General features: G+C 71.3%; 18 protein-coding genes. 5 read left to right on the forward strand and 13 right to left on the reverse strand.

Features of this window, described 5'->3' with window-relative positions:
* Nucleotides 1-13: 13 nt before the first annotated feature.
* Complete coding sequence (locus OOK34_RS34775) at nt 14-427, forward strand: PaaI family thioesterase (protein WP_267038161.1); 414 nt, start codon at nt 14-16, stop codon at nt 425-427.
* A 37-nt stretch (nt 428-464) separates the two neighbouring features.
* Nucleotides 465-1,287, forward strand: a protein-coding gene (locus tag OOK34_RS34780) for an IS5 family transposase (RefSeq protein ID WP_267038162.1) whose coding sequence is annotated in 2 segments (ribosomal slippage) — nt 465-1,211 and nt 1,213-1,287 — 822 coding nt in all. Because the reading frame shifts where the segments join, the coding sequence is not laid out codon by codon here.
* Nucleotides 1,288-1,302: 15 nt separating this feature from the next.
* On the opposite strand, the gene OOK34_RS34785 is transcribed toward OOK34_RS34780, so the two are convergent.
* From OOK34_RS34785 to OOK34_RS34810, 6 genes are all read right to left on the reverse strand, one after another.
* Nucleotides 1,303-1,602 (reverse strand): DUF6342 family protein, encoded by a 300-nt coding sequence (locus OOK34_RS34785; protein ID WP_267038163.1) that lies wholly within the window; start codon nt 1,600-1,602, stop codon nt 1,303-1,305.
* Nucleotides 1,603-1,890: 288 nt separating this feature from the next.
* On the reverse strand, nt 1,891-3,453 hold the full coding sequence (locus OOK34_RS34790; protein ID WP_267038238.1) for an alpha/beta hydrolase: 1,563 nt from the start codon (nt 3,451-3,453) through the stop codon (nt 1,891-1,893).
* A gap of 192 nt (nt 3,454-3,645) precedes the next feature.
* Complete coding sequence (locus OOK34_RS34795; RefSeq protein ID WP_267038164.1) at nt 3,646-4,140, reverse strand: hypothetical protein; 495 nt, start codon at nt 4,138-4,140, stop codon at nt 3,646-3,648.
* Between the two features lie 99 nt (nt 4,141-4,239).
* Nucleotides 4,240-5,265, reverse strand: a complete 1,026-nt coding sequence (locus OOK34_RS34800; protein WP_267038239.1) for an SCO0930 family lipoprotein — start codon at nt 5,263-5,265, stop codon at nt 4,240-4,242.
* Between the two features lie 153 nt (nt 5,266-5,418).
* Nucleotides 5,419-6,870, reverse strand: a complete 1,452-nt coding sequence (locus OOK34_RS34805) for an NADH-quinone oxidoreductase subunit NuoF family protein (RefSeq protein WP_267038165.1) — start codon at nt 6,868-6,870, stop codon at nt 5,419-5,421.
* On the reverse strand, nt 6,867-7,868 hold the full coding sequence (locus OOK34_RS34810; protein ID WP_267038166.1) for a hypothetical protein: 1,002 nt from the start codon (nt 7,866-7,868) through the stop codon (nt 6,867-6,869). Before OOK34_RS34810 ends, OOK34_RS34805 begins: the two co-directional genes overlap by 4 nt.
* A gap of 455 nt (nt 7,869-8,323) precedes the next feature.
* Here OOK34_RS34810 and OOK34_RS34815 point away from each other — a divergent pair, with 455 nt between their 5' ends.
* Nucleotides 8,324-9,661 (forward strand): CdaR family transcriptional regulator, encoded by a 1,338-nt coding sequence (locus OOK34_RS34815; protein WP_267038167.1) that lies wholly within the window; start codon nt 8,324-8,326, stop codon nt 9,659-9,661.
* A 146-nt stretch (nt 9,662-9,807) separates the two neighbouring features.
* Here the strand turns inward: OOK34_RS34815 and OOK34_RS34820 are convergent, their stop codons facing one another.
* Both OOK34_RS34820 and OOK34_RS34825 read right to left on the reverse strand, forming a co-directional pair.
* A complete protein-coding gene (locus tag OOK34_RS34820) occupies nt 9,808-11,193 on the reverse strand; it encodes a DUF1996 domain-containing protein (protein WP_267038168.1) in 1,386 nt (461 codons plus the stop codon).
* A gap of 4 nt (nt 11,194-11,197) precedes the next feature.
* On the reverse strand, nt 11,198-11,920 hold the full coding sequence (locus OOK34_RS34825; protein ID WP_323183526.1) for a DUF4142 domain-containing protein: 723 nt from the start codon (nt 11,918-11,920) through the stop codon (nt 11,198-11,200).
* 313 nt (nt 11,921-12,233) lie between these two features.
* Here OOK34_RS34825 and OOK34_RS34830 point away from each other — a divergent pair, with 313 nt between their 5' ends.
* Nucleotides 12,234-13,316, forward strand: a complete 1,083-nt coding sequence (locus tag OOK34_RS34830) for a sulfite oxidase (protein WP_267038170.1) — start codon at nt 12,234-12,236, stop codon at nt 13,314-13,316.
* A 4-nt stretch (nt 13,317-13,320) separates the two neighbouring features.
* Here the strand turns inward: OOK34_RS34830 and OOK34_RS34835 are convergent, their stop codons facing one another.
* Nucleotides 13,321-13,698, reverse strand: coding sequence for a hypothetical protein (locus tag OOK34_RS34835; RefSeq protein ID WP_267038171.1), 378 nt, complete (start codon nt 13,696-13,698; stop codon nt 13,321-13,323).
* A 205-nt stretch (nt 13,699-13,903) separates the two neighbouring features.
* Between OOK34_RS34835 and OOK34_RS34840 the strand changes: the two genes are divergently transcribed.
* Nucleotides 13,904-16,462, forward strand: a complete 2,559-nt coding sequence (locus OOK34_RS34840; protein ID WP_267038172.1) for a DUF6185 family protein — start codon at nt 13,904-13,906, stop codon at nt 16,460-16,462.
* Between the two features lie 11 nt (nt 16,463-16,473).
* On the opposite strand, the gene OOK34_RS34845 is transcribed toward OOK34_RS34840, so the two are convergent.
* Genes OOK34_RS34845 through OOK34_RS34860 form a run of 4 tightly spaced genes read right to left on the reverse strand, consistent with a single transcriptional unit; the run spans nt 16,474 to nt 24,453 of the window.
* Nucleotides 16,474-18,189, reverse strand: coding sequence for a thiamine pyrophosphate-binding protein (locus tag OOK34_RS34845; protein WP_267038173.1), 1,716 nt, complete (start codon nt 18,187-18,189; stop codon nt 16,474-16,476).
* A 10-nt stretch (nt 18,190-18,199) separates the two neighbouring features.
* On the reverse strand, nt 18,200-19,576 hold the full coding sequence (locus OOK34_RS34850) for a hypothetical protein (RefSeq protein WP_267038174.1): 1,377 nt from the start codon (nt 19,574-19,576) through the stop codon (nt 18,200-18,202).
* A gap of 13 nt (nt 19,577-19,589) precedes the next feature.
* Entirely contained in the window at nt 19,590-22,457 is a 2,868-nt protein-coding gene (locus OOK34_RS34855) for a peroxidase family protein (RefSeq protein ID WP_267038175.1), read from the reverse strand.
* Nucleotides 22,458-22,506: 49 nt separating this feature from the next.
* Nucleotides 22,507-24,453 (reverse strand): cytochrome P450, encoded by a 1,947-nt coding sequence (locus OOK34_RS34860; protein WP_267038176.1) that lies wholly within the window; start codon nt 24,451-24,453, stop codon nt 22,507-22,509.
* Nucleotides 24,454-24,673 lie beyond the last annotated feature (220 nt).

Raw genomic sequence — 24,673 nt, forward strand, 5'->3', positions numbered from 1 at the left:
CCACAATCGGCGGGTGACGCTGACACCGGCAGACGCGGACAAGATCCTCAACGACAACTTCGCCCCCTGGGTGCTCGCCCTCGGCCTCACCGTCGAGGAGACCGGCGAGCGGCACGCCGTACTGCGGCTGCCCTGGTCCGAATCCCTGGCCCGGGACGGCGGCGGCCTGTCGGGCCAGGCCCTGATGGCCGCCGCCGACACCGCCACCGTCGTCGCGATCTCCGCCGCGCGCGGGGCCTACGGCCCGATGACCACCGTCCAGCAGTCGACGAGCTTCCAGCGGCCGGTGACCGGCGCCGACGTGCTGATCGACGTACGGATCACCAAGCTCGGCAAGCGGATGGCCTTCGCCGACATCACCATGACCCCCGAGGGCGCCCCCGAACCGGCCGCGAAGGCCTCCACGGTCTACGCCCTCCTGGGCTAGGCCGTTTCCTTAGGATCATCTGATCGTTGGTTGATGTGTGTCGTTGACCGAGGCCCAGTGGACAAGGATCGAGCCATTGCTGCCGGATCGGACGCCGAAGCGGGGTGGGCGCTGGCGTGATCACCGGCAGGTGATCGACGCGATCGCGTTCAAGTACCGCACCGGGATCCCCTGGACGGACCTGCCCGAGCACTTCGGCTCATGGAAGGGGGCCCACAACCGGCTGCGGAAGTGGGCCACCGACGGCACCTGGGAGAAGGTCTTCACTGCTCTGCTCGCCCAGGCGGACGCCGAAGGCGACCTCGACGATCGTCCGGGCTCATCAGCACGCTGCCGGGTCCCGTCAAAAGGGGCCCTGGTCGGCGAGCCGGACGACCATGCCCTCGGACGGTCTCGCGGCGGGCTGACCACCAAGGTCCACCTCGCCGCGGACAGCCGCTGCCGGCCACTGGCGTTTGTCCTCACTCCAGGACAGGCCGGTGACGCGCCCGCGTTTCCTGACGTCATGGCCCGCTTACGGGTGCCGCGGCCGATCGGCCGGCCCAGGACCACCCCGGATGCGGTCCTGGCCGACAAGGCGTACTCGTCGCGCGCAATCCGAACCAGTCTGCGCCAGCGCGGGATTCGGGCGGTGATTCCGCAGCCTTCCGACCAGGCCGCGAACCGCAAACGGCGCGGCCGGCTCGGCGGCCGTCCGCCGGCCTTCGACCGCGAGGCATACAAGCAGCGCAACACCGTTGAGCGGTGCATCAACAGGCTCAAGCAGTGGCGCGGCCTTGCCACCCCGCTACGACAAGACCGCCACCATCTACCTCGCCGGACTCCACCTCGCCGCCATCTTCATCTGGTCGGCGAGATGATCCGAGAGAAGCTGCCTAGTAGCCGAGGTCCTTCTGCTCGGCGATCAGGCGGCCGGCGATGTGCAGGTTCCCCTCGGAGTCGAGCACGGCGATGATCTTCTTCGTGGAGCCGTGGTGGGTCGTGAAGTAGATCTTGTCCGCCTCCTGCGAAGTGGAGTGGTTCGTGTTCACGGACAGCTCGATGCTCACCGGCGAGCTGATGAGCACGTCCTTCTTCGGCGAGGTCGGGTAGACCTGGTTCTGCCGCAGCTTGACACGGCCGTGGGTGTCCCCCTCGTCCCAGTCAGACGCCACGCCGAGGTCGATGTCAGCCATGCGATTTCCCCTCCGGTTGCTGGACGAACTTTGCGGCCGGGCGCCACAGGACTTCCCGAGCCGAGCCCAGAACCTACGCAGTTTGTTCACATGACGGCTTCGCATCGCGGGACTATGACCAATTTCCGTCCTGCTTTGTCGTGAAGTGGCCTCAAGATGCTGGAGGTGCAAAAAGCCCGAAAAGAGCCGTGACAGTTCTCGGGGGTAACGGATAGATCGACTCTCTCGGATCGCCCGGCTGACCAGATGATCCGGAGGAAACGGCCTAGCCCGGAGCGGTGCGGCGGGTCAGAAGCGCTGCGGCCCGGCCGGGAACGGCAGGGGCGCCGGCGCCGGCAGGGCGTCGCGGCGCTGGACCGGGCCCGGAGTGGCCCCGCAGGTCACGTCCCGGGCGGGCAGCCGGCCCGTGGCCAGGTAGGAGTTGACCGGTGCGTTGGCGCAGGAGTTGGGGTCGGCCAGGTACACGCCGTGCCCCTCCCCACTCTGGGCCAGGACCATCCGCGAGCCCTTGAGGGACCGGTGCAGGCCCTGCCCGCTGGCGAGCGGGGTCTGCGAGTCCCACTCGTTCTGCACGGTCAGCACGTCCGCCCGGGTCTTCATGGGCGTGGCCGCCTCGGTGGGCCGCTGCCAGAAGGCGCAGGGCTTGATGTTCGAGGCGAAGTCCCCGTACAGCGGGTACCGGGCCTTGTCCCGTGCCGCGTCCCGCGCGTACTGCCCGGGGTCGCGCGGCCAGGAGTCGGTGTCCCCGCACATCACGGACCAGAAGACGGCTATGACGTTGTCGGTGGCCGGGACGGAGGTGCGCTGGAGCACCTTCTTCAGGTCCGGCACGGTCAGACCCGGGGGTTGCGGAGCGCCCTCGGCGGCCGCCTTGAGCGCGCTGACGAGCGGGGCGGCCTGCTGCGGGTAGAAGAACAGGGCCCGGGTCGACCGGATGTCATCGCCCGTCAGCTTCAGGCCCTGGAAGTCGATCGGCTCGCGGTCGGCCCGGGCCACCAGCCCCCAGAAGGTCGCCGACACCGCTTCCGGGGTCGCGCCGAGCCGGTACTCGCCGTCGCGCTCCGCCGTCCACCGCGTCCAGCGGGCGAAGGCGGGCTCGGCCTCCGAGGCCCATGACTGGAGCAGCCCGCGCCAGAGCAGCCCCGGGTCGACCCCGCTGTCCAGCACGACGCGGTCGGTCCGGGACGGGAACATCTGCGTGTACACCGCGCCGAGATAGGTCCCGTACGAGTAGCCCAGGTAGGAGAGCTTGCGCTCGCCCAGGGCCGCGCGGATCGCGTCCATGTCGCGGGCCGTGTTGCGGGTGGTGATGTGGGGCAGGACCGAACCGGCCTTCTCCCGGCACTTGTCGGCGATGGTCCGCGCCCAGGCCACGTCCGAGGGGAAGGTCTCGGGACGGTAGGGCCGGTCGAAGTTCTGCTCCGTGTCGGTCAGTCCACAGCTGACGGGGCTGCTGGCCCCGACGCCGCGGGGGTCGAAGCCGATCAGGTCGTACCGGTCCCTGACCTCCTTGGGCATCTCCGCGTCCATCATCAGCGGCAGGTCGAGCCCCGGACCGCCGGGTCCGCCGGGGTTCAGGAGCATGACACCGTGCCGTTTGGCCGGGTCCTGGCTCCTGATCCGGGATATCGCGAGGTCGATGGTGCGCCCGTGGGGCTGCTGGTAGTCGAGCGGCACCTTGATGCTCGCGCACTCGTACGAGGCCGGCTGCTCGGGGCTGCACCGGTGCCAGGAGGGCTGCTGCGGACGGTAGTCGGCGGCGGGGGCGGCGGCGGCCTGGGTGGCGGAGAGGAGGGGGAGGGAGGCCGCGACGAGGCCGGCGGTGGCGAGCAGGGGCGCGAGGCTTTTCATGCGCACGAAGAGCCGTTCCTTTCGGTGAGGGGTGATTCCCTGCCCACCTTGGAGCACGCTCCCGGCGGGGCGAATCATCCCTCAGAGTGGCTCTTGCGTTCTTCCGTGCTCCTCACGAATGAGCGGATTTCCGGACAACTGGCCGACGCGCCGTGTTCGTTGGGGTGCGCGCCGGGCCGACCGTCCGGGCGGTCAGTGGCCGGTGTGCTCCGAGCCGGTCTCCAGGGTGCCGCCGAGGCGTTCGCGCAGGCCGGTCAGGGCCTGCTCCGACTGGGCGGTGACGACCCATCGGTCGCCCACCAGGTAGACCCCGCCGTACACCCGGGTCTCGGCCAGCCAGGCGCGCAGCCCCTCCTCGGCGGTGAAGGTGGTCATCCGGTAGGCGCCCTGCCCGCTTCCGCAGGCCCCCTGGCGCAGCTCGTCCGCCTCCACGCTCACCTCGGCTGCGCAGCCGAGGGCGGAGGCGAGCTCCTCCACCGAGGCGCTCTTCCCGGGGGCGGGGCTCCCGTTTCCGTGGGCCCCGTGCGTCCCGTGCGCCGCGCCGCCGGGTGCGCCGGGTGCGGCGGGCGGCGCGGGCGGACCTCCGGCGCAGCCGCCGGTCAGCAGCGCGCCGCACAGCGCGGCGCCGGCCACCAGCGCCCGGCGGGCGGGGCGGGCCCGGCGGCTTCGGCGGTCGGAGGGGGACATGGCAACCTCACTGGCTGATCGGGGAGGGCGGGTCGGGAGGGGGTCGTGGTGCCCGGCGGGGAGGGGGGCCGGGCACCACGGGATTGGGGGTCAGGCCGGTTATCCGGCCGCCTTCGCCTTCTTTCCCTTGTCGGTCACGGCCCACCACAGACCCTGTTTGCCCTGCCCGTTCACATCACCGGGAGCCTTGTCGCCGGTGAAGGTGTAGACCGGCCAGCAGTCGATCGTCAACTGCTCACTCCCGTCGGGCCGTTTCACCAAGCCGACCAATTTCGCGTCGATTCCCGACACCTGGGATTTGTCGACGGGCTCGGCGGGCTTCCAGGCATCCGTGCAGGCGTCCACGCAGCCGATTTTCATCGGCCAGGCGCTGTCCTTGTCGAACCGGTAAAGGGTCCAGCCCTCCGCGTTCTGGATGATGTTCCCGAGCTGGGGATTCTTCCGTACCGAGAGCGCGGTCTTCGCTTCCTCCTTCGCCCCTCCCTCCTGCTCCTTCTCCTGCTCCTGTCCCGGCTTCCCCGTGTCCGTGCCCGTGCCCTTGCCCGCGCCGGCCGGCTTCCCGTCGGGTCCCAGCACGTGCCAGGTGCCGCCGACCCCCTCGCCGAGGGTGTCGCCCGCCTTGGTGTCCTTGGCGTAGCGGTACACCGGCCAGCCCCCGACCGTGAGCTGCTTGCTGCCGTCGGCCCTGGTGACCGAACCGAACAGAGCCGCGTCGACGCCCGCCCCGGCCGTGGCACCGTCCGCCGGGACCACCGGCCAGGCCTTGGCGCAGTCGCCCTCGCAGTTGGACTTGGGCGGCTTCGCGGTGTCCTTGTCGAAGCGGTAGAGCGTGAACCCCTCGCCGTCGGTGACCGCGGAGCCCAGATCCGGGACCTCCCGCACCTTCAGCTCCCCGGCCGCGCCGCTCTGCGCGGCGCCGCCCGCCGGGGAGGCACCGGAGCCCTCTCCGTATCCCGAGCCCGATCCATATCCCGAACCCGGAGCGGAGCCGTATCCGTCGAGCTGCTTTCCGGCCCCCGCCGGCTGTACCGCATTCGCCTTCGAGGCCGGTTTCTCGGCGATACCGCACCCGGCTGTCAGCAGCAGTACCGCGACCGCCGACCCGGCGATTATCTCCCGGCGCATTGTCTTCACGATCTCTCCTTGGGATGGGGTCCCGTGGTGCTCTTTGCCTGCGGTCATTGATACGGGGCCAAGGGCGGCGGAACCCGATATCCCGAGGAATTTGTCAGATCGCGCCAAGAATGAACTCGGGGGCGCCGCGCGCACGTGCGCCGCTCATTCCTGGATGCGCAGCGCCAGCGCCGGGCAGCGCCGCACCGCCCGCAGGGCCTTGGGCCGCAGCGGGCCCGGCACGGGCATGGACGCCTCGGCCGGGTAGCCGTCCGCGTCGAGCCGTACGACGTCGGGAAGGATGTCCACGCACAGCCCGTGCCCCTTGCACAGGGTCCAGTCCACCACCAGCCGCTCCGGCGGGCTCTCGTCCCGGGGCAGCGGCAGCGCCCCCACGATCCGCCGCCCGCAGCCGCTGCCGAGGGCGTGGTCGCGGAACTCGTCGGGGAAGGCGGCCAGCGCGGAGGCCACGAAGTGCGAGGTGCCGTCGGGGTGGCTGCACGCACCGCGGCCCCGGACGGCTCTCAGCCGTGCCTCGACGGCCTCGAGGGCGGTCCGGCCCCCGCCCCGCACGGCGTCCTCCAGTACGTCGGCCAGTGCGGGCAGCCCTCGTACGCAGGGCCCGCACTGCCCGGCCGACTCCTTCGCCATCCAGCGCGTCACCCGTGCGACCTCGCCGGCCGGGCAGGTGTCCTCCGGCAGCGGCAGCACCGCCCCCGCCCCCAGTACGGCGCCGAAGGCGGAGAGGGACTGCCGGGACACGTCCGCCGAGCGGGCCGCCCCGGGGTCCAGCCACCGGCCGTGGTACCCGCCGACCAGCACGCCCTGGCCGGTACGGGTGCCGCACAGGTCGAGGATGTACGCCAGCGAGGTCCCCGTCGGCGTCTCGACGACCGTGGAGCCGGCGACGGTCAGCAGCACGGTGCCGGGCTCCGCGGGCAGGCCGACCGCACGGTAGTCGGGCGCTCCCATCCGGGCGGCGACCGCGAGCTGGGCGTAGGTCTCGGTGTTCGACAGCAGGGTCGGCACCCCGCCGAGCCCCCGTTCGCTGGTCCGCACCCGCCGCCCGGACGGCAGGGCCGCGCCGCCGTTCAGTCCGCTCACCAGGGCAGTCCCCTCGCCGGTCACGAAGCGTTCGGGCAGCCGTGACACGCGCACCCGGCGGCCGCCCGGGCCCCGTTCGTCGACGGCGTCCCGTACCGAACGCTCCACGTCGCCCCGGGTGACGGCCACCACCACCTCCTCCGCGCCGACCGCGGCGGCGGCCAGCAGGGCGCCGTCGAGCACCAGGTGCGGGGCGTGCAGGAGCAGGGCGGTGTCCTTGAGGCAACTCGGCTCGCCCTCACTGCCGTTGACCACGACGGCCGTGGGCCCCTCCCGCTCCTGGGCGGACCGCATGACGGCGCGCAGCTTCCGCGCGAAGGGGAAACCCGCCCCGCCGCGGCCCCGCAGGTCGATGTCGGCGGCCAGGTCGGTGAGTTCGTCCGGGGTGCAGCGCGGGAGCGGGCCGTGCGCCGCCAGATGGGCCTCGCGGTAGAGCCGCGGCTCCCGGTCGAGCCCGGCCAGCAGCCGGGGGGCGCCCACGCAGCCGAGGCCGGGACGCGCCGGGCCGCTCACAACCACCGCTCACGGTCGGGGAGTTGCTCCGACTGGCGGTCGGCGCCCGGGCCGGCGGTGGCCGCGGCGGCGTAGGGCGCGCGGTCGGGCCGCAGCGGTCCGGCCGACGGTCCGGCCGCACCCTTGGCCGTACGCGGCCGCGGGCGCACCAGCAGGTCCGCGAGGGGTACGTCCTGGACGAAGAACGGGCGTGCGCGGGCGGGCCCGGCGGCCGGTTCCTCGGCGGCGGACTGCGGGGCGGACGGCCGCCAGGCGGAGCCGAGCCCGCGGGCCCTGAGCCGGAAGGCGAGGAGGGCGATGACCCCGGCCAGGCACAGCCCGTAGGCCGCCGTCACCCAGGTGTCGGCGGCGCGGCCGGCCTTCAGTCCGTGCAGCAGCGACGCGCCCCACGCCGGGTACGCGCCGATGTGCAGGGCCCGCCACCACAGGGAGCGGCTCTTCGTCGCGAACACACTACGCAGGGCGCCGGAGGCCGCCACGGCCACGAAGAGATATCCGGCCAGGGTGCCGAGGCCGATGGCGACGGGTCGCTCCGCGTCCGCGAACGGCAGGACCGCGGCGGCGGCGCTCGCCTGCTGCCCGGCCACCTTGACCCAGATGTGCAGGGCCAGGAAGCCCAGCCCCGCGACGGCCAGGCCGCGGTGCACGCCCTGGGCCAGCAGCCGGTGGCCCGACCCGAGCAGCACCCGGTCGGTGGCCACCAGCCCCCACAGGACGGTGGAGGTCAGGCAGACGAGCGAGAGCACGCCCGCCCCGAAGTCGAGGAACTCCCAGACGCGGGTCAGGGCGCCCGCGCGGGCCGCCACGAGCAGTGAGACGAGGGCGGCGCCGGCGGCGCACAGCGCGCTGGGGCGCAGCCTTCCGGGGGAGGGCAGCAGGGAGGGCCGCCGGACGGCCCGCCGCCCGGCGGCCGGAGCCGCGGCGGGGGCCGCCGCCGCGTGGCGGCTCCTGCGTCGCGCCCTGTGGGAGCGGGGTATGTGCGGCTGGGGCAGGTGCATCCAGTTCTCCTGTGCACCCGGGCTCCGAGCGGTCCACCTGGCGCTCGGCACCCGGGGGTTGGGGACGGTGACGGCCGGCAGCGCTGTGGAATTCCCGCGCCGGCCGAGGGGCTCGGGGGCCGGAGTGCAGCAGCATCGTGGAGCTACGCAGCATCTCCACAGGATTTATCGAAACGTGATAATTTCTCGCACCGCGTCTCCGACGCATCGAACAACCCCGGAAGATTCCCCTCCAGTGGAGGTCGTGACAGGCCACCGCGTCGCCGGCCATCTACGCGTCCCTGACGGCAAAAACAAGGCAAACCCACGGGACCAAAAGTGGCCGGATCCCTCCAGAAGGGGACGCGGGGGCTGCAACTGTCGTGAAAGACAAGGTTGTTGGCGAGGCAGACAACCTTGGCGGGCTTGTCACCCCTGCACCGGACAGGCCTCACCCCGGCAAGAACGAGGAAACGATGTGCGAACTTCTGAACCGCATCTGGTCCCGCCCGCGCGGAGAGTGGACCCGTGTCCTGCGCAGGGAACTCCCCGCGCTGGCCGCGGAGATAGTGGAGGAGCTTCTGCATGGAATTCCGGGATTTTCCGCACTTGTCGATGACAACGATGCCATCGATGACGATTTGCTCAGGCAGCGGGTGGAAGAGGCCCTTCTCTCCGCTCTCGGCTACCGCGACGCCGCCGACCGTGACGCGCAGTCGGCGGACCCGGTCGCGGACGGCCCCGGGGCCGCGCTCCGGACCGCACTGCCGGCCGGGCTCCCGGCCGCGCTCCAGGCCGTGACCGACCACGGGGCCGAGGCCGACCACGAGGACGCGGCCGAGGAGGACCGGCACGACGGCCGCCTCGAAGACCCCCGGGAAGGAATCCGGGAGGGCGTACGCGAACCGGCGCGCGAGCACGTACGCGACCACGACCACGACCACGACAACCCCGGCCCCGGCCACGGCCCGGGCCACGGGGTCCGGCACGAGCCCGCCGCCGCCCCGCCCGACCGGGCCCGCCAGGAGCTCTTCCGGGCCCTCACCGACGACCGCACCGCATCCGAGAGCTCCCTCGCCGAACTCGCCGAACTCGCCGAGGCCGCCCACTGGCCCCTCCCGCCCGCCGTACGCGCCATCGCCCTGGCCACGCCCGGTGAGACGCAGCAGCTGGCTGCCGTACTCGACGACTCCCTCGCCGGCATGTTCGCCGGCCGGCCGTGCCTGCTGCTCCCCAGCCCCGACCCCGACGCCCGCGCCGCCCTGGAACTCCCGCTGCGCGGCCGGTTCGCGGCGGTCGGCCACGCCGTCCCCCTGCGCGACACCGCTTCCTCGCTGCGCTGGGCGCTGCGCCTGCTCGCCCTGACCCCCACCCGCGGCGGCCTGGACGCCCGTGCCGTCTTCGTGGACGACCACCTCTCGACCCTCCTGCTGCTCCAGGACGAACCCCTCGCCCACGCCCTGGCCGCCCGCTGGCTCAGGCCGCTCGCGGATCTGACCCCACGTCAGAGCGAGCGCCTGGAGGTCACGTTGCTCGCCTGGCTCGAGGGCGGCGGCGCCCCCGAGGCGGCCAAGGCCCTGAGCGTGCATCCGCAGACGGTGCGCTACCGGATGCGCCAGCTGGAGAAGCTCTTCGGGCCCGGACTGCGCGACCCCCGGACCCGCTTCGAGCTGGAAATGGCCCTGCGCAGCCGGCGGTTGATGGCCCAGGTGCGGCGTCAGCACTCGCGGGCCGGCCGCCGGGGCGGACGGGTGGTCACCGCCGACTTCACCCCCCTGGTCGTCGGACGGATGGCCCGCGTCAACGGCCTGTGAGACGCCCGCCCTCCAGGGCGGGCAACGCGACGGTGGCCCGAAGCCTCATGGCTTCGGGCCACCGCCTTGTCCGGGACGGGCGCGGGGGAAGGGGGAGGGGGAGCGCCCGGCCCGGAGCGCGAGGGGACGCGTACCGGCCGGCCGGATCAGCGGCAGGCGCGCCCGCTGTTGACGCAGCCCACGGCCTTGGCCATCAGACCGTTCGACATGACGTTGATGAAGTCCCCGTGGTCGGTCACCGGCTTGTGCAGCTGCTCGGGGAAACTGTCCACGGCGAACCGCGCCCCCGGCGCCACGCCGTAGGTGATCCGCTGCACCAGCTGCGGAACGGCGGCGAAGCCCCTCGGGCAGCGGCCGGCCTTGTCCGGGAAGGCCACGTGGGTGCGGTGGTTGGCGCTGTCGGTGTTGCGGCCGTCCCAGCAGCTCTGGAAGGTGAAGGTGCGCACCACGTCACTGCCCTTGGGGCAGATCGGGTACTTGTCCTTCAGCTGGCGGTCCTCGAAGCCGGTGCAGCTCCAGGAGGCGTTGGCATTGGCGTTGCCGTTGCTGAAGGCCTTGGCGTCACCCGTGATGATCCGCAGGAAGCGGGGCATCGCCTTGACCTGGCCGACGGGGCTCCCCTTGAAGGTGATCGAGACCTGCTTCGGCCGCAGGATCGTGCCGACGTTGGCGTCCTGCCCGCCGCCGGGGGCCTTGGCGTCCCGTTCCGCCCGGCCGTCGCGCAGCCGCAGCACCGGCCAGTAGTAGGTGGACTGGTCGCCGTTGCCGCAGGTGGTCCCGGAGGCGGCGAGGCTGTCGTTGGTGGAGAAGGCGTCGGTGGTCTTGTTGCCCACGTAGTCGTGCATGTGGTGCGCGCCGTTGGACACGCCGGGGGCGACGATGACGTTGTCGGGGTTGAAGTGGCCGTTCTCGTTGCGGCCGCACTCCGAGGTGAAGGAGCCCTTGGAGGCGCCCCCCGAGGGCGCGGGGGTGCGTACGTTCGGCCGTACGTTGGTGATGGAGACGAAGTCGCTCTTGGCCGGCCCGCCCTTCTGCCCGATGCTGCGGGCGGCGTCCGGGCCGGCGGCCGCCGCTGCCGCGGCGTCGGGGGCCGCGTCTTCCTGCGCGGGTGCCTCCTTCATCGCGCATCCGCTGAGCGCGTCCAGTCCCTCCGGGCGCCCGGAGGAGCGGCCTATCGCGTCGGACACCCGGCTGATGGTCGTGGCGCGCTGGTCCCGCAGGCTTCCGAGGAGGGCGTCCTTCTGGGACTTGTCCCGTACCTGTCCCGAGGCGAGCTGCCGGTAGGCGTCCGCCACCTGGACGTCCAGCTGGGCGAGGTTCTCGTCGACCTCGCCCCTGGCCTGGTCGGGTACGGAGGTGAGCTTGTCGCCCACGTCCGGACAGTCGATGGTGGCCGTCACCTGCCCCGAGCGGCCGTCCTGCCCGGCGTTCGCGTTGCCGGCGATGACGGCTACCCCGCCGCCGCCCAGCACCAGGGCGGAGACCGCCGCGAGGAGCTTGAACCGGGGGCGCCTGTGGCCCTTCTGACTCATGCGATCACTTCACTTCGTTGCGTCGGTGGGACATCTGAGGGGGTGAAACCCCCTGGTGGTGGGCCGGGTTGGCGGGGGAGGCGGGCGCCTGGCCCGCGTCGGAGACGGAGTCGAAATCGACCAGGCCGCTCTCCTCCAGGACCGTGATGTGGTCCAGCACGGTGCCGTTGGCCGAGGTGGCGAGGGCGCGCACCATGGAATTGCGGGTCTGCGCCCGGATCTGCGCCAGCAGGCCGAACACCTTGCCGTGCGCCCGGCGCAGCAGCTGGATGAACAGCCGCTCGTACTCGCTGTTGGGGGCGTTCGTCAGCTGGTTCAGCCAGTCCTGCTGCTGGGCGCTGGGCTTGTCGGGCAGGTCCATGCCGAGGGCCTGCCCGACCTGGAGCACCTGCCGGTCCAGCTCGGTGTGGCCCTCCACCAGGTGCTCCCCGGCCGTGCGCACCGAGGGACGGGTCCCGCGCTGCTGGGCCTGCCGTCCGGCGGGCAGCTCCCACAGCCCGGCGAGCCGTACCTTGCGGACGAAGTCCCGGTCGGCGGGGGTCAGGGGCCCGTACGCCGTGCTCATGGTCCCGGCGCCGTCGTCCTCGACACCGGGAGGCGCGGCGGGCCCCGCGGTGGCGGCCGAGGCCCGGTCGCCGAACTTCGAGACGGGAATCAGCAGCGCGATGAGCGTGACGGCCAGGGCGGTGATGACCAGACCGCTCCCGATCGTGTATCTCGTGGCCACCGACAAGCCGCTGACGGATCGCCGTCGCAATGACAGCACTGTGCCTCCTCGCTCCGTGGGCCGGCAGGAGGCGGGGGGCGGCCGTGGCCGCACACGCCGTGCGGTGCGCACCCGCACTCCTGGGGTGCCACGGGACGCTAGTGCCCCGCCAGGTGCCGCTGCGGAAGGACCATCACCATCGGATAAACATCCGGGCAAGCCCTCGGAGGACTGCTATCTTTCCGCGGTCGCGGCCGTGAGAGCGCCGGGCCCGGACGTAAACTGGAGCCCACCTGCGTCGCCCCCGACGGGCGCGTGACCGAAGGGGGTTGCCATGACGGTGCGGCCCGTTCCCGCTGGACCCGGCGGTACGGTCTGGGCACCCGAGACGGTCACGGCCGACCCGTACAACGCCCAGACGCCGTCGGCCGCGCTCGCCGAGCCGGTCACGCCCGTGGGCGCCTTCTTCGTGCGCGACCACTTCGGCATCCCGCGGGTGGACCCCGGCCGGTGGCGGCTGCGACTCGTCGGCGCAGCGGGGGCCGAGCCGGTCGACTTCGGCTACGGCGAGCTGCTCACGATGGGGCGCCGGGAGTTCGACGTCGTACTGGAATGCGCGGGCAACGACCGCACCCGGATGTCACCCCTGCCGCCCGGCCTGCCGTGGGGGCAGGGCGCCGTCGGGTGCGCGCGTTTCGCGGGGGTGCCCTTCCACCGACTGGCCTCCGAGGCCCGGATCGGGCCGGAAGCCGTGGAGATCGTCTTCACGGGAGCCGACTCCGGCACGGTGCACGGCCGCCCCGCGGCCTTCGAGCGCAGCCTCCCGCTCGCCGTGGCCCTCCACCCGGACACCCTCCTCGCCACCCACATGAACGGCGAGCCGCTCACGCCCGAGCACGGGGCGCCGGTCCGTCTGGTGGTCCCGGGCCGGTACGCGGTCGCCGACGTGAAGTGGCTGGTCGGGGCGCGGGCCGTGACGGAGCCCTTCGGCGGGGTCTTCCAGGCGGAGGAGTACGTCTACCGCGCGTCGCGGGGCACCCCCGACGGGCCCGTGACGACCGTGCGGGTCAAGTCCCTGATCACCGCACCCGCACCGGACTCCACGCTCCGCCGCGGCCAGGAGATCCTCGTGCGCGGCCGGGCCTGGTCGGGCGGAGGGGTGCCCGTACGGCGGGTCGAGGTGCGGGCGGAGTCCGAGGAGGCGGACTGGCAGGACGCGGTGCTCGACGAGCCGGCGTCCGGGCCGTACGCATGGACCGGCTGGTCGTACGCGTGGACGCCCCGCCGGCCCGGCCCGCACCGGCTGCTGGCCCGCGCGACCGACGAGCAGGGGCGGACCCAGCCGCTGCGGGCACCGTGGAACGCCGGGGGCTACGGCTGCAACCCCGTGGCATCCGTCGAGGTCGTCGTCGTGTGAGGCGTCAGTCGCGGCGTTCGGCCCCCGGGCAGAGGTCGAGCGGGTCACACAGCATGACGACCTGGTAGGGGCCTTCCCCGGGCTGCGTGCCGTGGGGCGCGAACCTCCATTGCGAGGGCTTGACGTGCCGCGTCCGCCCCTTCTTCTCCACATGGGCGTGCAGGGTGCGCGTCGCGGAGTCGTTCGTCTCCACCATGACCTCGTCCGCGGCGAGCGGGAAGTGGTCGTGCAGGAGGCACAGACCGAAGCGGTCCAGGTTCCCGTGCTTCTCGAGCACCCCGACCAGGTCCCGCACGAACTCCGCGTCCGACGGCCCCAGCCCTTGGGCTTCCTCGAAGCGGGGGAGCGGCTTCCGTGTAGTGGTTTCCTTCGTGTTCGTCATGACATGTCCCATGGGCGTGAGGGGATGATCCCCCGACCCCATCATCGATCGCCGACTGTTCTCCTGCAATCCGGATGGCGGCGGCCGGGAGGGTGAGGACCGGCCGACGGCCGCGCGTCCTCGTGCGAGGGGCCACACCTCGTGCTTAGCGTCCTTCGCAGTCGGGGTGCTGGACGAGGCGATGCGGACGGGGCGCTAGGCGATCGTGAAAACCCGGTGGTGGTTCCTGTTTCTGCTGCTGATCGTGGCCGTCATGGGGTGGGGAGGTGCGGCAGAGGCGTTCGAGGCGGACCGCGAATCCTGCGAGCTGGGAAGCCTGAAGGCCCGAAATCTGACTTCCAGGCTCGATTTCGACTATCATGACCGAGTTTATGCTCAGGTGACCTCGAATTTGACCTTTAGTCTTTCGTCGAAGGAGTGGCCCCTCGCGGAAGATCTGGCGCTCAGTGAGGAAACTGTCGCGCATCAAAATGCCATGCGCTGCCTGCTGCGTTGGGACGAAGACGTTCCGCGACCTCGTGAGTGGCGCCTACGCGACCCGCTGGTGACCGTGCGAGGCGACGCGGTCGCTGTGAATTATGAGGCGATCGCATGGGTCGAGCATGACAGAGTGTTCAGGGTCGGACCGTGGAGAATTGATTTCCCCAAGAATCACCGGAAGTGGCAGGTATTTCTTCGGCCATCGAGGGCGCTGGAGAATATCAATTGGGGCCAGGTCGAGGTGAAATTGAATGGGCTCGAAGCCCATAACATCTTTCCCACGCCATCGTCTGCCGACTCGGACCGTCTGGTGTGGTCCGAGGTGAAACCCGTCAATGTGCGGGTCGAGGTGGATCCGCCCTGGCAGCGCTCCTTCAACGTGGGCGAGAGGTGGTGGTCCCTGGGCTGGGCGGGTGTCGCCACATGGTGGGTGTTCACCTCGGCGGTGATCGTGCTGGCCGTGAGCTGGGCCTCGGGAAAGAAGTCATCCGGGCCGCCGGGATGGAGGGGGTTCAAGTGGGTGCTCGTGCTGTGGGCCGTACTCAGCGTGACGGTAGTCCTGATGCTGCGCCTGCTGATCTTGGAGCCGAAAACCATCAGTCCGTCGTGGCGCTACATCGTCGCCATCGCAGGGGGTCTGGCTCTGCTCCTCGCCGCCCGTCCATGGCGTCGCATCGTGTCGTTCCCCACCGTGCAGGAGTCCGGAGCCGAGGGCGTCCAACGCCGTCAGGCCCGGGCCGTAACCGTGACTGCTTCAGCCGTGGCCGTGTTCGGCTTCCTGCTGGTCGTGGACCCTCAGGTCTTCCACCTGACGGTGGACCTGACGCCGCGAAGGCCGCAGGCCGCTCCCGGTGTCGTCGGGCTCGTGCTGCTGGGACTGGCGACGCTGTGGCTGTGGCTCGCCGCGATGGCGGCGTGGGCGTGGTGCTTCGTGCGGGCAGGGGAAATGGTCCGGGAGTCCTGGAGTGCGGTGTGGGACGAGAAGCCGGTCCGCTGCACCCTGGCCGTGGGAGCCCTGCTGGCAGTCGTCGAAGCGGCCCTGATCGCTTCCTTCTGGTGGACGAGCGAGCGCAGCTGGGGGCGGCCCTACTGGCTCATCGACCCGTCCGGGACTGGCCGCGATTCCCAACGCATCCACTTTCTCCAGGAGTTCGCATTCTTCGGCCTCACATGGGTCTACGCCTACGCGTGGCTCCTGACGGGCATCGCGCTCATCGCGCTGCTGCACATCCGTGTCAAGGCCAGGCCGCCTCGGATTGAGGGTAAGGGCGAAGGGTCCTGGGTGGAGCCGACCGGTGTCAATCTCCTGCTGACAGCCGCGATCTTCGCCCTTGCCGTGGGGTTCAGGCAGGTTGAGTTCGCGGGTTCCAATGTGCTGTTCGGTATCTGGCTCCTGATGATGATCGGCTGCTTGTATGCCGTTGTCGGGGTCGGTCGACGGTTTTCCGTGCTGGGCCGGGGAGAACGGTTCTGCATTCGAAGACTGAGTACGAGGCGCGGTCGACGCGTCTTGCTGAGGAAGGCCCATGAATACCGCAACCTGCATCACAAGATCTACTCGTTGGACCGTGGTCGCGCAGAGGGCGGCCTGACGCGCGAGGAGCTGGAAAAGCAACTGGACCGGCTGCACCTATGGCTGTTCGACGGGTGGGACGAGGATCGTCCACCGCCCCCGATCTCCGTGCTGGACGCCGCCCTCAGCTGGGGACCGGCGCCAAGTGGCGACTGGTGGGAGAATGCCCGGTACGCCGCGCGCCTGGCCTTCTGCTTCGGGATCCCGGCCAGCATCGCCCTTGTCTGGCTCGGCTACCTCAGGGACTCCTGGACCCAGATGCTCACGTTCCAAGACCTCATCGGCGTGCCGCAGATGGTGGCGCAGTGTCTTGCGTGGCAGGTGACATGGGCCGGCGCGGGCCTGGCCCTGGGGGCGTTGTGGCGCGTGCTGCCGGGGGGCCGCAGTCCCGTGCGTGCGCTGAGTCTGACCGCCGCCTACGCCATCCCCGTCTGTGTGGGTGCCCTGGTCGCCCAGATCACCGACGTGGAACTCGGCTATGTCTTCCTGCACGTCGCGCTCATGCTGCTGGTGCTGACGCTCACCAGCATCTGGATGGACATGGCGACCTTCAGCGAGGAGAGGAAGTTCTGGCCCACTCGCCTCGGGTTGCTGCTGTCGGTCTACCAACTGCGCGGACTGTCCACACAGGTGGCCTACCTCCTCGTCCAGCTGGGGGCCGTCGTGGCGGTCTGGCACACCCTGGCCAGCAGCGCGTCCCGGCCGCGGTAGCTACGGGCTCCTCAGTCCTCCGAGCCCCGCAACCGTGCCTCCACGGACTCGACGAGACCGGCGATCACGCCGTCGGGTGAAGGGCTGTAGTGCGGCACCGCCCAGCGCGTGATCTTGGCGTCGATGATCGTGGGCCGGCCGGAGGCCAGGGCCGCGCCGAAGGCCTCCTCGAATTCCTCGAGCGTCTCCACCTGGTAGCCGTCCGCACCGCACGCGCGGGCGTACGAGGCGAAGTCCGGGTTCTGGAACTCGACGAGCGCGGACTCGCCGTACGTGACCAGCTGGAACAGCTTGATCAGCTTGAACTGCCCGTCGTTGAAGATGACCCAGATGACCGGGATCTCGTTCTCGACGGCGGTCATCAGCTCGAAGCCGGACAGCGAATAGCATCCGTCGCCGCAGCCGACGACGACGGTCCGCTCCGGGTGGGCGACCTTCAGGCCGATGGCTCCGTTGACGTGCCCGGCCATCGGCCCGAAGGAGCCGGCCTTGCGGAAGTTCTGCCCCTCCTCGAGCTCGACGTAGTACCCGAGCCATGCCAGATGGGCGCCCGCGTCGGCGAGCAGCACCCCCTGCGGGGGCAGCATCCGGCCGATGGACTGCGCGAGTTCGCCGGGGTGGATCTTTCCGGTGAGGTGGGTGATGTGCCGGGCCTCGTAGTCCCGGCCGTCGACCTCGACGGCCGGGACCTCGCCGACCTTCCGCTCCAGGGCGTCGACGAGGGCGGCCACTGCCGGACGCGCGTCGGACAGCAGCGCGTGGTCGGGGCGGTAGGCCTTGTGGAACTCGCCCTCCGAGATGTTCACATGGATGAGCACCTTGTTCTCGAACAGGTCCTCGCGGTAGTTGAACGTGGCGTGCTGGTTGAGGGAGTTGCCGATGCACAGCACGACGTCGGCCTCGCGGAAGGCCTTCCAGGCGCTGGAGTGGCCGCTGTCGGCGAACACGCCGACCGAGAGCGGATGACCCTCGGACACGATGCCCTTGCCGTCGAGGGTGGTGAGCAGCGGGATCTGGAAGCGTTCGATCAGCCGCTTGATCTCGGCTCCCGCCCCGCTCCGCACCGCGCCGAAGCCGACGAGCGTGACGATCCGCTTCCGCTGGGCGAGGGCCTCCGCCAGTACCGCCGCGATCTCCTCGACCCGTGCGGGGTCGGGCAGGACCGGTGCCACCTCGAGCCTCGGCGGCCGGAAGTCCGTGACCTCGACGCCGCGGTGGGTCAGGTTCTCGGGTACGTGGATGTGTACGGGCCCGGGCCGGCCCTCGAAGGCGATGTTGACCGCCTCCTCCAGGACGTCGCAGGTGTCGGCGATATCGGTGAGCAGGAAGGACTTCTTGGTCGTGGCGGCGAACATGGCCTGGGAGTCGGGCGTGCCGTTCAGGCCCGAGGTTTCGTTGAGCGAGCCCCAGCCGCGCCACTTCATCGACGCGTATCCCGATACGGCGAGGACCGGGTAGGAGTCCGACATGGCCACGGCCAGCCCCGAGAACAGGTTGAACGCACCCGGCCCGGCCGTCGCGAAGCAGAAGCCCAGCCGGTTGGTGTACATGGCATAGCCGCAGGCCATGAAGGAAGCCGCCTGCTCGTGCCGGGTGATGACGGGCCGGATCTTCTCCGAATGCTTCAGCGCCAGCATCAGACCGGCCGCGTTCTCCCCGGCACCCCCGAAGGCCGCCCGTACCCCGACGCCCTCCAGTCCCTTGACGATGGCCTCGTAGACTCTCATCGGGCCTTCCTCATCCGTCCCAGCGCGAGGCGTGCCGACGGTGGGCGTCGGTCAGGCCGTTCTGGAAGAACCGGTCGTAGTACTCGGGTTCGACGTGGTGCGCCTGGAGCCAGATGCCGGGCACGTGGACGGCGTCGGTGTGTGCGGGGAACCGTCCGTGGGTCTCGTGGATGTACACGCAGATGTCCCGCACGCAGTCGATCACCTGCCGGTCGTACTCGCTGGCCTCGGCGAGGTAGCGCTGTGCGTAGTCGTCCTTGTAGATGCGGGCGAAGACCTCCTTGTCCGCGTAGATGCCGTCCTTGCCGAACTTCGACCGGACGACCGCGTCGACGGCGTCCCGCATCGACGGGTGGTTGGGAGGGCAGGCGGCCTTGATGAGGTGTTCACCGCCGGCCCGCAGGCCCACCGGGTGGGCCCGCAGCTCGGCGTACTTCGGCAGCGGCACGTGCCAGCGCAGGATGTCGGCGGGGCGGAACTTCGGGGTGACGAAGTCGAAGCCCAGCATGCGACCGTAGGCGCGGGAGAACTTCGGGTCGCCCAGCATGATCTGGGGGCTGATCGTCGCGTGGATCCAGGCACCGAGCCCCATCGCGTCCGCGACCAGCATCATGTTCTGCAGCAGCAGGTCGGCTTCCACCTGGGTGCGCATCGGCCCCAGGGCGCCGAGCGGCATCTTGAGGCCGGCATTGAGGAAACCGTTCTTGATCCACTTCTTCACCCCGGCCGGGCGGTAGAAGTTGCGGTCGTCGACGAGTGTGGGCCGGGCTCCTTCGGGCTGGGTGAGCAGGTACATCAGCGCGTTGACGTACTGGTGGGAGAGGTCGACCACCGGCAGGAAGAGCGTGGTGCCCGGGAGGTTGGACAGGAACCGGTTGGAGTCGAGGTAGGCCGGGAAGTCGCGCATCCCCTCGGCGACGTCCAGCCGGTGGTCCAGTACCCGCACCTTCGCCCGGCGCGCCCGTTCGACCAGCGTGTCCGGGTCGAAGGCGCGTTCCGGGGAAGGAGGCAGTTTCCTCAGGTAGTACGTGCCACTGTCGTTGATCATGAAGAAGTGGGTGGCCTGCGCGTTGTCGGGGCTGCCGGCGGTCCGCCCGGTCATGTTCAGGTTCGGCTTGGCCATGATGGGCTGGTGGTCGCGAGGGTCCTCGAAGGGCCGGTCGGGCATGGTGAGCCCCGAGGAGCCGGTGAGGGCGATGAGCACCGCCTCTTCCAGCTCGTCCAGCGGCTCCGGCCGGTGCGGGGAGTCGTAGCTCATCGACCCGGCGGGCACGGAGGCGCCCCTGCTGACCCGGTGGGTGCGCCGCTTGAAGACCGTCTCCAGCAGCGGACGGGCCAGGAGGTCTTCCAGGCCGGGGTGGCGGCCGGCGCCTTCGGGTGCGGTCATGGCCTTCTCCCGCTCAGCCCCGGCCGCGGCCGGTGTTGTTGCGGACGGGCTGGACCGGGCGCCAGGGCGCGAACGCACTGGACCCGCGCGGCAGGACGCTCGCCAGCTCGGGGCAGTGCCGCAGGATGACGCTCGTCATGCCGCCCCGTTCGATCCAGTCCATGCCGAGCGGTGTGTAGACCTCCGGCCGGAAGTCGACCGTGAGGAAGCGGTCGCTCTGCAACCGTCGGCTGGCCATCAGGATGAAGACGCGGAAGGCGGTGTCGCTGAAGCCGAAGCCCGCGGGCGGGTTCTCGGCGAAGAGCCCCACCACGGTGTCGATGTCGTCCACCGAGCGGTAGACGTCCCGCAGTCGCGCGACCGTCTCCGGGTCGGAGGACAGGTCCTCGAACCGCCGGATCCGCGGCTTGTGCAGGCCGGCCCGGAAGTCGTTGTAGCGCGGGACGCCGCGGCGCCGGGTGCGCACCAGGTCGACCACGGACAGGTCGATCACCTCCCCGTTCCGGTGGAACGTCTGGAGCGCGCGCGGGAAGTTGTGCAGGGTGATCGCTCCAGGGTTGGCGATGCCCAGCGAGTACAGGGAGTTGACCAGACCGGTCTTGCGGATGAGCGGCTCCGCGGCGGCGCCCTGGAGGTCGTCGAAGCCGAGGGTGTCGAGCCGCCGGCCGAACCGGTGGTCGACGAACTCGTAGTCGTCCGGGATCAGCGGGTGCATCCGGTAGACGGTGACGAACTCCTCCGTGAGGGCGTACGGGGCTCCGTGGTGGTCGGGCAGGGTCTTGGGGATGCCGCCCTGCCCGTTCGCCTCCAGCAGCCAGACGCCCAGCTGGTCGAGCCAGTTCTTCGGCGGCCCCTGCCAGTTCGTCTTCATGCCGATGTCGAGAGCCTTGGTGGCGAGGATCGCGGGGGTCCACTCGACCGTGTGGATCTTGGCGATCAGGGCGGAGACGACCAGCCGCGCCGTGTGGTAGACCCGGTCCTCGTCCATGTACGGATACTCGTGCCGCAGTGCTTCGCACACCGCGTTGTGCTCGCGGGCGAACAAGGTGTGCACGGCGCTGAGGCCCAGCCACCAGTTGTCGCTGAACCCGGTGACCGGCATGCCGTTCGGGCCCTGCGGCAGGTGTCCCCCCTCCAGCCGCAGCCCGGCACCGCCGTCGGGCTCGCGCAGGGACCTCGCGACGGCCTGGTCGCCGCCGTAGACCTCCGAACCGTCCCACCAGTGCGACACGCCGCTCGCGAACACGATCGGCGACCGACCGTCCCCGGCCGGGTCCAGCGCCTCGTCCTCGCCGAAGCGCATCACCTTCTCGGGGGGTCCGCCCGGGGTGTTCTGCCAGCTCCCGCCGGGCGGCAGGGGCACCTCGACGCTCCGGGTGCCCACCGGGAACCTCTTGTGGTTGACCCAGTCGTGCACCTGGAACTGGATCCACGCGGCGGCGATGACGTTCAGCGACTTCGCGGGGATGAAGGCCTCGCGCTGGAGCAGTTCCCTGCTGACGGTGACCGGGTTCGGGGTGTCGAACCGGTCCGGGCGGTACACGGGCGGCATGGTGCGGCCGAAGGTCGCGCCGACGGCGCCCATCCGCGGCGCCGACAGATCGTTGTAGGTGCCGTCGTAGCTGCGCCTGACCAGCAGTTCCTCATCGACGGGTGGCTCCACCGGCTGGGCCTTGGGCGGGGCCTCGTGGACTTCGGTGTCGATGAGGTTGTGCCGGCGCAGCGTCTGCCGGAAGGCCATGAGGTTCAGCAGGCCGAGCGGGGTGGGCAGCCGGTCCCACGGGACGAAGCGGTTCACGGCGTGGAAGGCGGCCCGCAGCGGTGCCCCGAGCAGGACGTTGCGCCGCGGCTCGACCGTCAGGAAGCGGCGGCCCAGGCGGTGGGCGCTGCTCGCCTCGTAGGCGAGCTTGCGGGCACGGTTGAGGTTGCCCAGGGGGCGGAAGGCCTCCGAGGTGTGCCACGGGTTGAAGGCGAGCAGGTCGACCCGCGTCTCGGCGGCGCGCGCCTCGGCGGAGTGGATGTCCTGGCGCGGGACGGTCAGCGTGGCCACGGGCACGACGGGCGCGTCCTGCTCCTTCCACTCGGCCGCGCCGTCCTCGATGGGGGTGCGCCGGGGGTCCGCGTAGCGCTGCACGCACAGCTCGAAGACGACGTCCGCCTCGCGCAGCCGCTGTGACAGCTCGCGCCGCAGGTAATCGGGATCGGTGAGCGGGGGCGCCGGTGCCGTGGCGGCGTCCGTGGCGGGCCGCAGCTGGTAGCGCACCGGTCCCGAGCCGCCCCACAGGATCGCGCCGCGGCTCCAGTACGTCTCCAGCGCCATGCTGGACGGGGTGCGCCCGGTTCCCGCGATGACGTTGCGCCGCATGCGGCCGGCCGTGGACCAGCCGACGGCCAGGGGCAGCTTGACGAACAGCGCGAAGCCCTTGGCGGGCCGCGACTCGGCGCCCGCCATCGCCTTCGCGAAGGCGACGAACTCGCGTGCGTTGCGGGCGTGGGAGACCGGGAAGCTGGTCATCAGCAGGTCGTGGGTCTCCTCGGGCCCCACCTCGACCCGCAGCGCCGCCCCCCGCAAGTCGGGTGCGAAGTCGGGCCGGCGGACGCCGCTCGCGTGGGACAGCCGGACCGTGACCGGGTACTCGGCCCCGGGTGCGGCGAAGCCCGTCCGCAGGGCCTCGGGGAGGTCGTCGTGGAACCGCAGACGGGCGTTCTCCACGCCGAGGACCGCCTTGGCGTGGAAGGTCCTCTCGAGGGCCGCGGAACCGCTGCGTCTCTTCACCTTGAGCTGCACCCGCAGGAGGTCGTCCGCCAGTCGCTCGAAGATCAGCCGTTCGGCTTCCGGGCTGCCGCCGACGTAGCGCTCGTACCGCTCGACCTCGTCCATGCGTGCCTCTTCACGAAGGGGGTTCTCGTGCACTCCACACGAGGTTTCCCTACCTCCCGGGCGGTGTCGTGCGGAGTGAGGCAGACGGGTTGCGGGGGGACAGGGTGACGGGCAGTTGGTCGAAGCCCACGTGGCGTCCGTTCTCGTACCTGCGGGTGGCGGGGCCGCACTGTCGCAGCGGAGGGTGGCGCAGCAGTTCGGTGAGTACGGAGACCAGTTCGGCGCGCGCCAGATGGGCGCCGAGGCAGAAGTGGATGCCGTAGCCGAGGGACAGGTGCCTGCCGGCGCCGTCCCGGCCCAGCCGGAAGGAGCAGGGGGCGTCGAAGACCGCGGGGTCGTGGTTGGCGGCGCCGGTGAGCAGCAGGACCCGTGAGCCGGCCGGGACCTCCGTTCCCGCGATGGTCGTGTCGCGGGAGGTGAGGCGGGAGCCGTGGTCGACCGGTGGCCACAGCCGCAGGGTCTCCTCCACCGCGTCGGGGATCAGCTCGGGGGCGGCGCGCAGCCGGCGGTCCAGCTCCGGGTCGCGGGCGAGGTTCCACATCAGGTGGGCCAGGGCGTTCATCGTCGTCTCGTGGCCCGCCACCGCGAAGGACACGAGCATGACGTGCAGTTCCTCATCGGTGACCGGCCGGCCGTCGAAGTCGGCGCGGACGAGCGCGGAGAGGTGGTCGTCCCCCGGTTCGTCGCGGGCGCGGCGGATCTCCCGGTCGAAGAGCGCCGAGAAGGCGGGCCAGAAGCCGTCCGGTCCGGCGTCCTTCGGCATGCGCTCCCAGGTCGTGCGGGTCAGGGCGCGGATGTGCCCCTGGGCCTCCTCGGAGAACCCCACGGCGAGGCCCAGGGCGGCCAGTGGCAGCGGTACGGCGACCCGTTCCACGAGGTCGCCGCCGCCGGCCCGGGCGAGGGGGCGGATCAGGGAGGCCACCAGGGCGTCGATCCGGGGCCGCAGGGACTCGACGGCAGCGCGGGAGAAGGAGGGCTTCATCAGGTTGCGGTAGGCGGTGTGCAGCGGTGGGTCGTATTCCAGCGGGGCGAAGTACGGGGTGCCGGGGGCGCGGGGGCAGAACACGCCGGAGCCCGAGGTGAACAGGGTGTGGTCCTTCATGGCCGCCTGCACGTCGGCGTGCCGGGTCAGCAGGTGCAGCCCTCCGTGCGCGGGGGTGTGCGCGACCGGGCCGGCTTCGCGCAGCGCGTCGTGCACCGCGTGGGCGAGGTCGGGGGTGAACTCGGGGGAGTGGTGGTCGAAGTGCCGGACCTGGCGGGCCACTTCGGTCGGGTCGGGGCGGTCCAGGAACTCCCGTACGAGGGTCTCCCAGGCGGCGAAGTGCGGTCCGCCGATGAAGTGGCCGCAGGGCAGCGACGCGAGCCGGGCGCCGGGGACGGCGGCGGCCAGGCGTTCGGAGTTGACCGGGAGGACGAGCCGGTCGTGGGCGGTGGCCACGACGAGCGTGGGGAGGTCCAGGCCGGGCAGGTCCGCCCGGACGTCGGCGCGCGCGACCAGGTCCGCCTGGGCCAGGATGCCGGGATTGACGGCGGCGGCCACGGCCCCGGCCGCTTCCGCCAGAGCGGGCGGCGTGAGGCGGGCCAGATCGCCCGGATCGAGCCCCAGCAGCAGGAAGAGCCTGGCCAGCGCGTCGTGTTCGCCCGCCGCCGCCAGGTGGCGCCACAGGTCGAGGGTGAGCCGCAGGTGCGGATCGGGTACGGCGAAGCCGGCGGTCAGGACGAGCGAGCGCACCCGGCGGCGGTGCCGGGCGGCGGCCCGTACGGCGACGGGCACGCCGAGGGAGTAGCCGACGACGGAGAAGCGGTCGTGGCCCGCCTCCGCGGCCGCTTCGGCCAACCGGTCGGCCAGCGCGTCCAGTTCGAGCGGACCGGGGGGCAGGGGGACGCCGCCCGACCCCGGGTAGTCCGGGGCGATCACCGTGTGGTGCCGGGCGAGTCCGGCGATCAGCGGGCCGAAGTTCGCCGCGGCGCTGCCGGCGGCGCCGTGTGCCAGCACGACCGCGGGTCCCTTTCCTGCCACGGTGACCCCGGGCGCCCTCGCCGAACTCTCTTTGATTTCCGACCGCTTGATTTCCGTCCGCATGGCCGCATCGTAGCGATGTGTCGAAGGTCGAATTACGCGATGACCCATCGGGATCGTCATACAAAATACCGAAGGCGTTGATCCATTCGGGTTGCGGCAACCGAAGTTGACCCCTGTGACGTGCTACGTTCCT

Origin of the sequence: Streptomyces sp. NBC_00091 (assembly GCF_026343185.1) — a bacterium.
Taxonomy (GTDB): Bacteria; Actinomycetota; Actinomycetes; order Streptomycetales; family Streptomycetaceae; genus Streptomyces.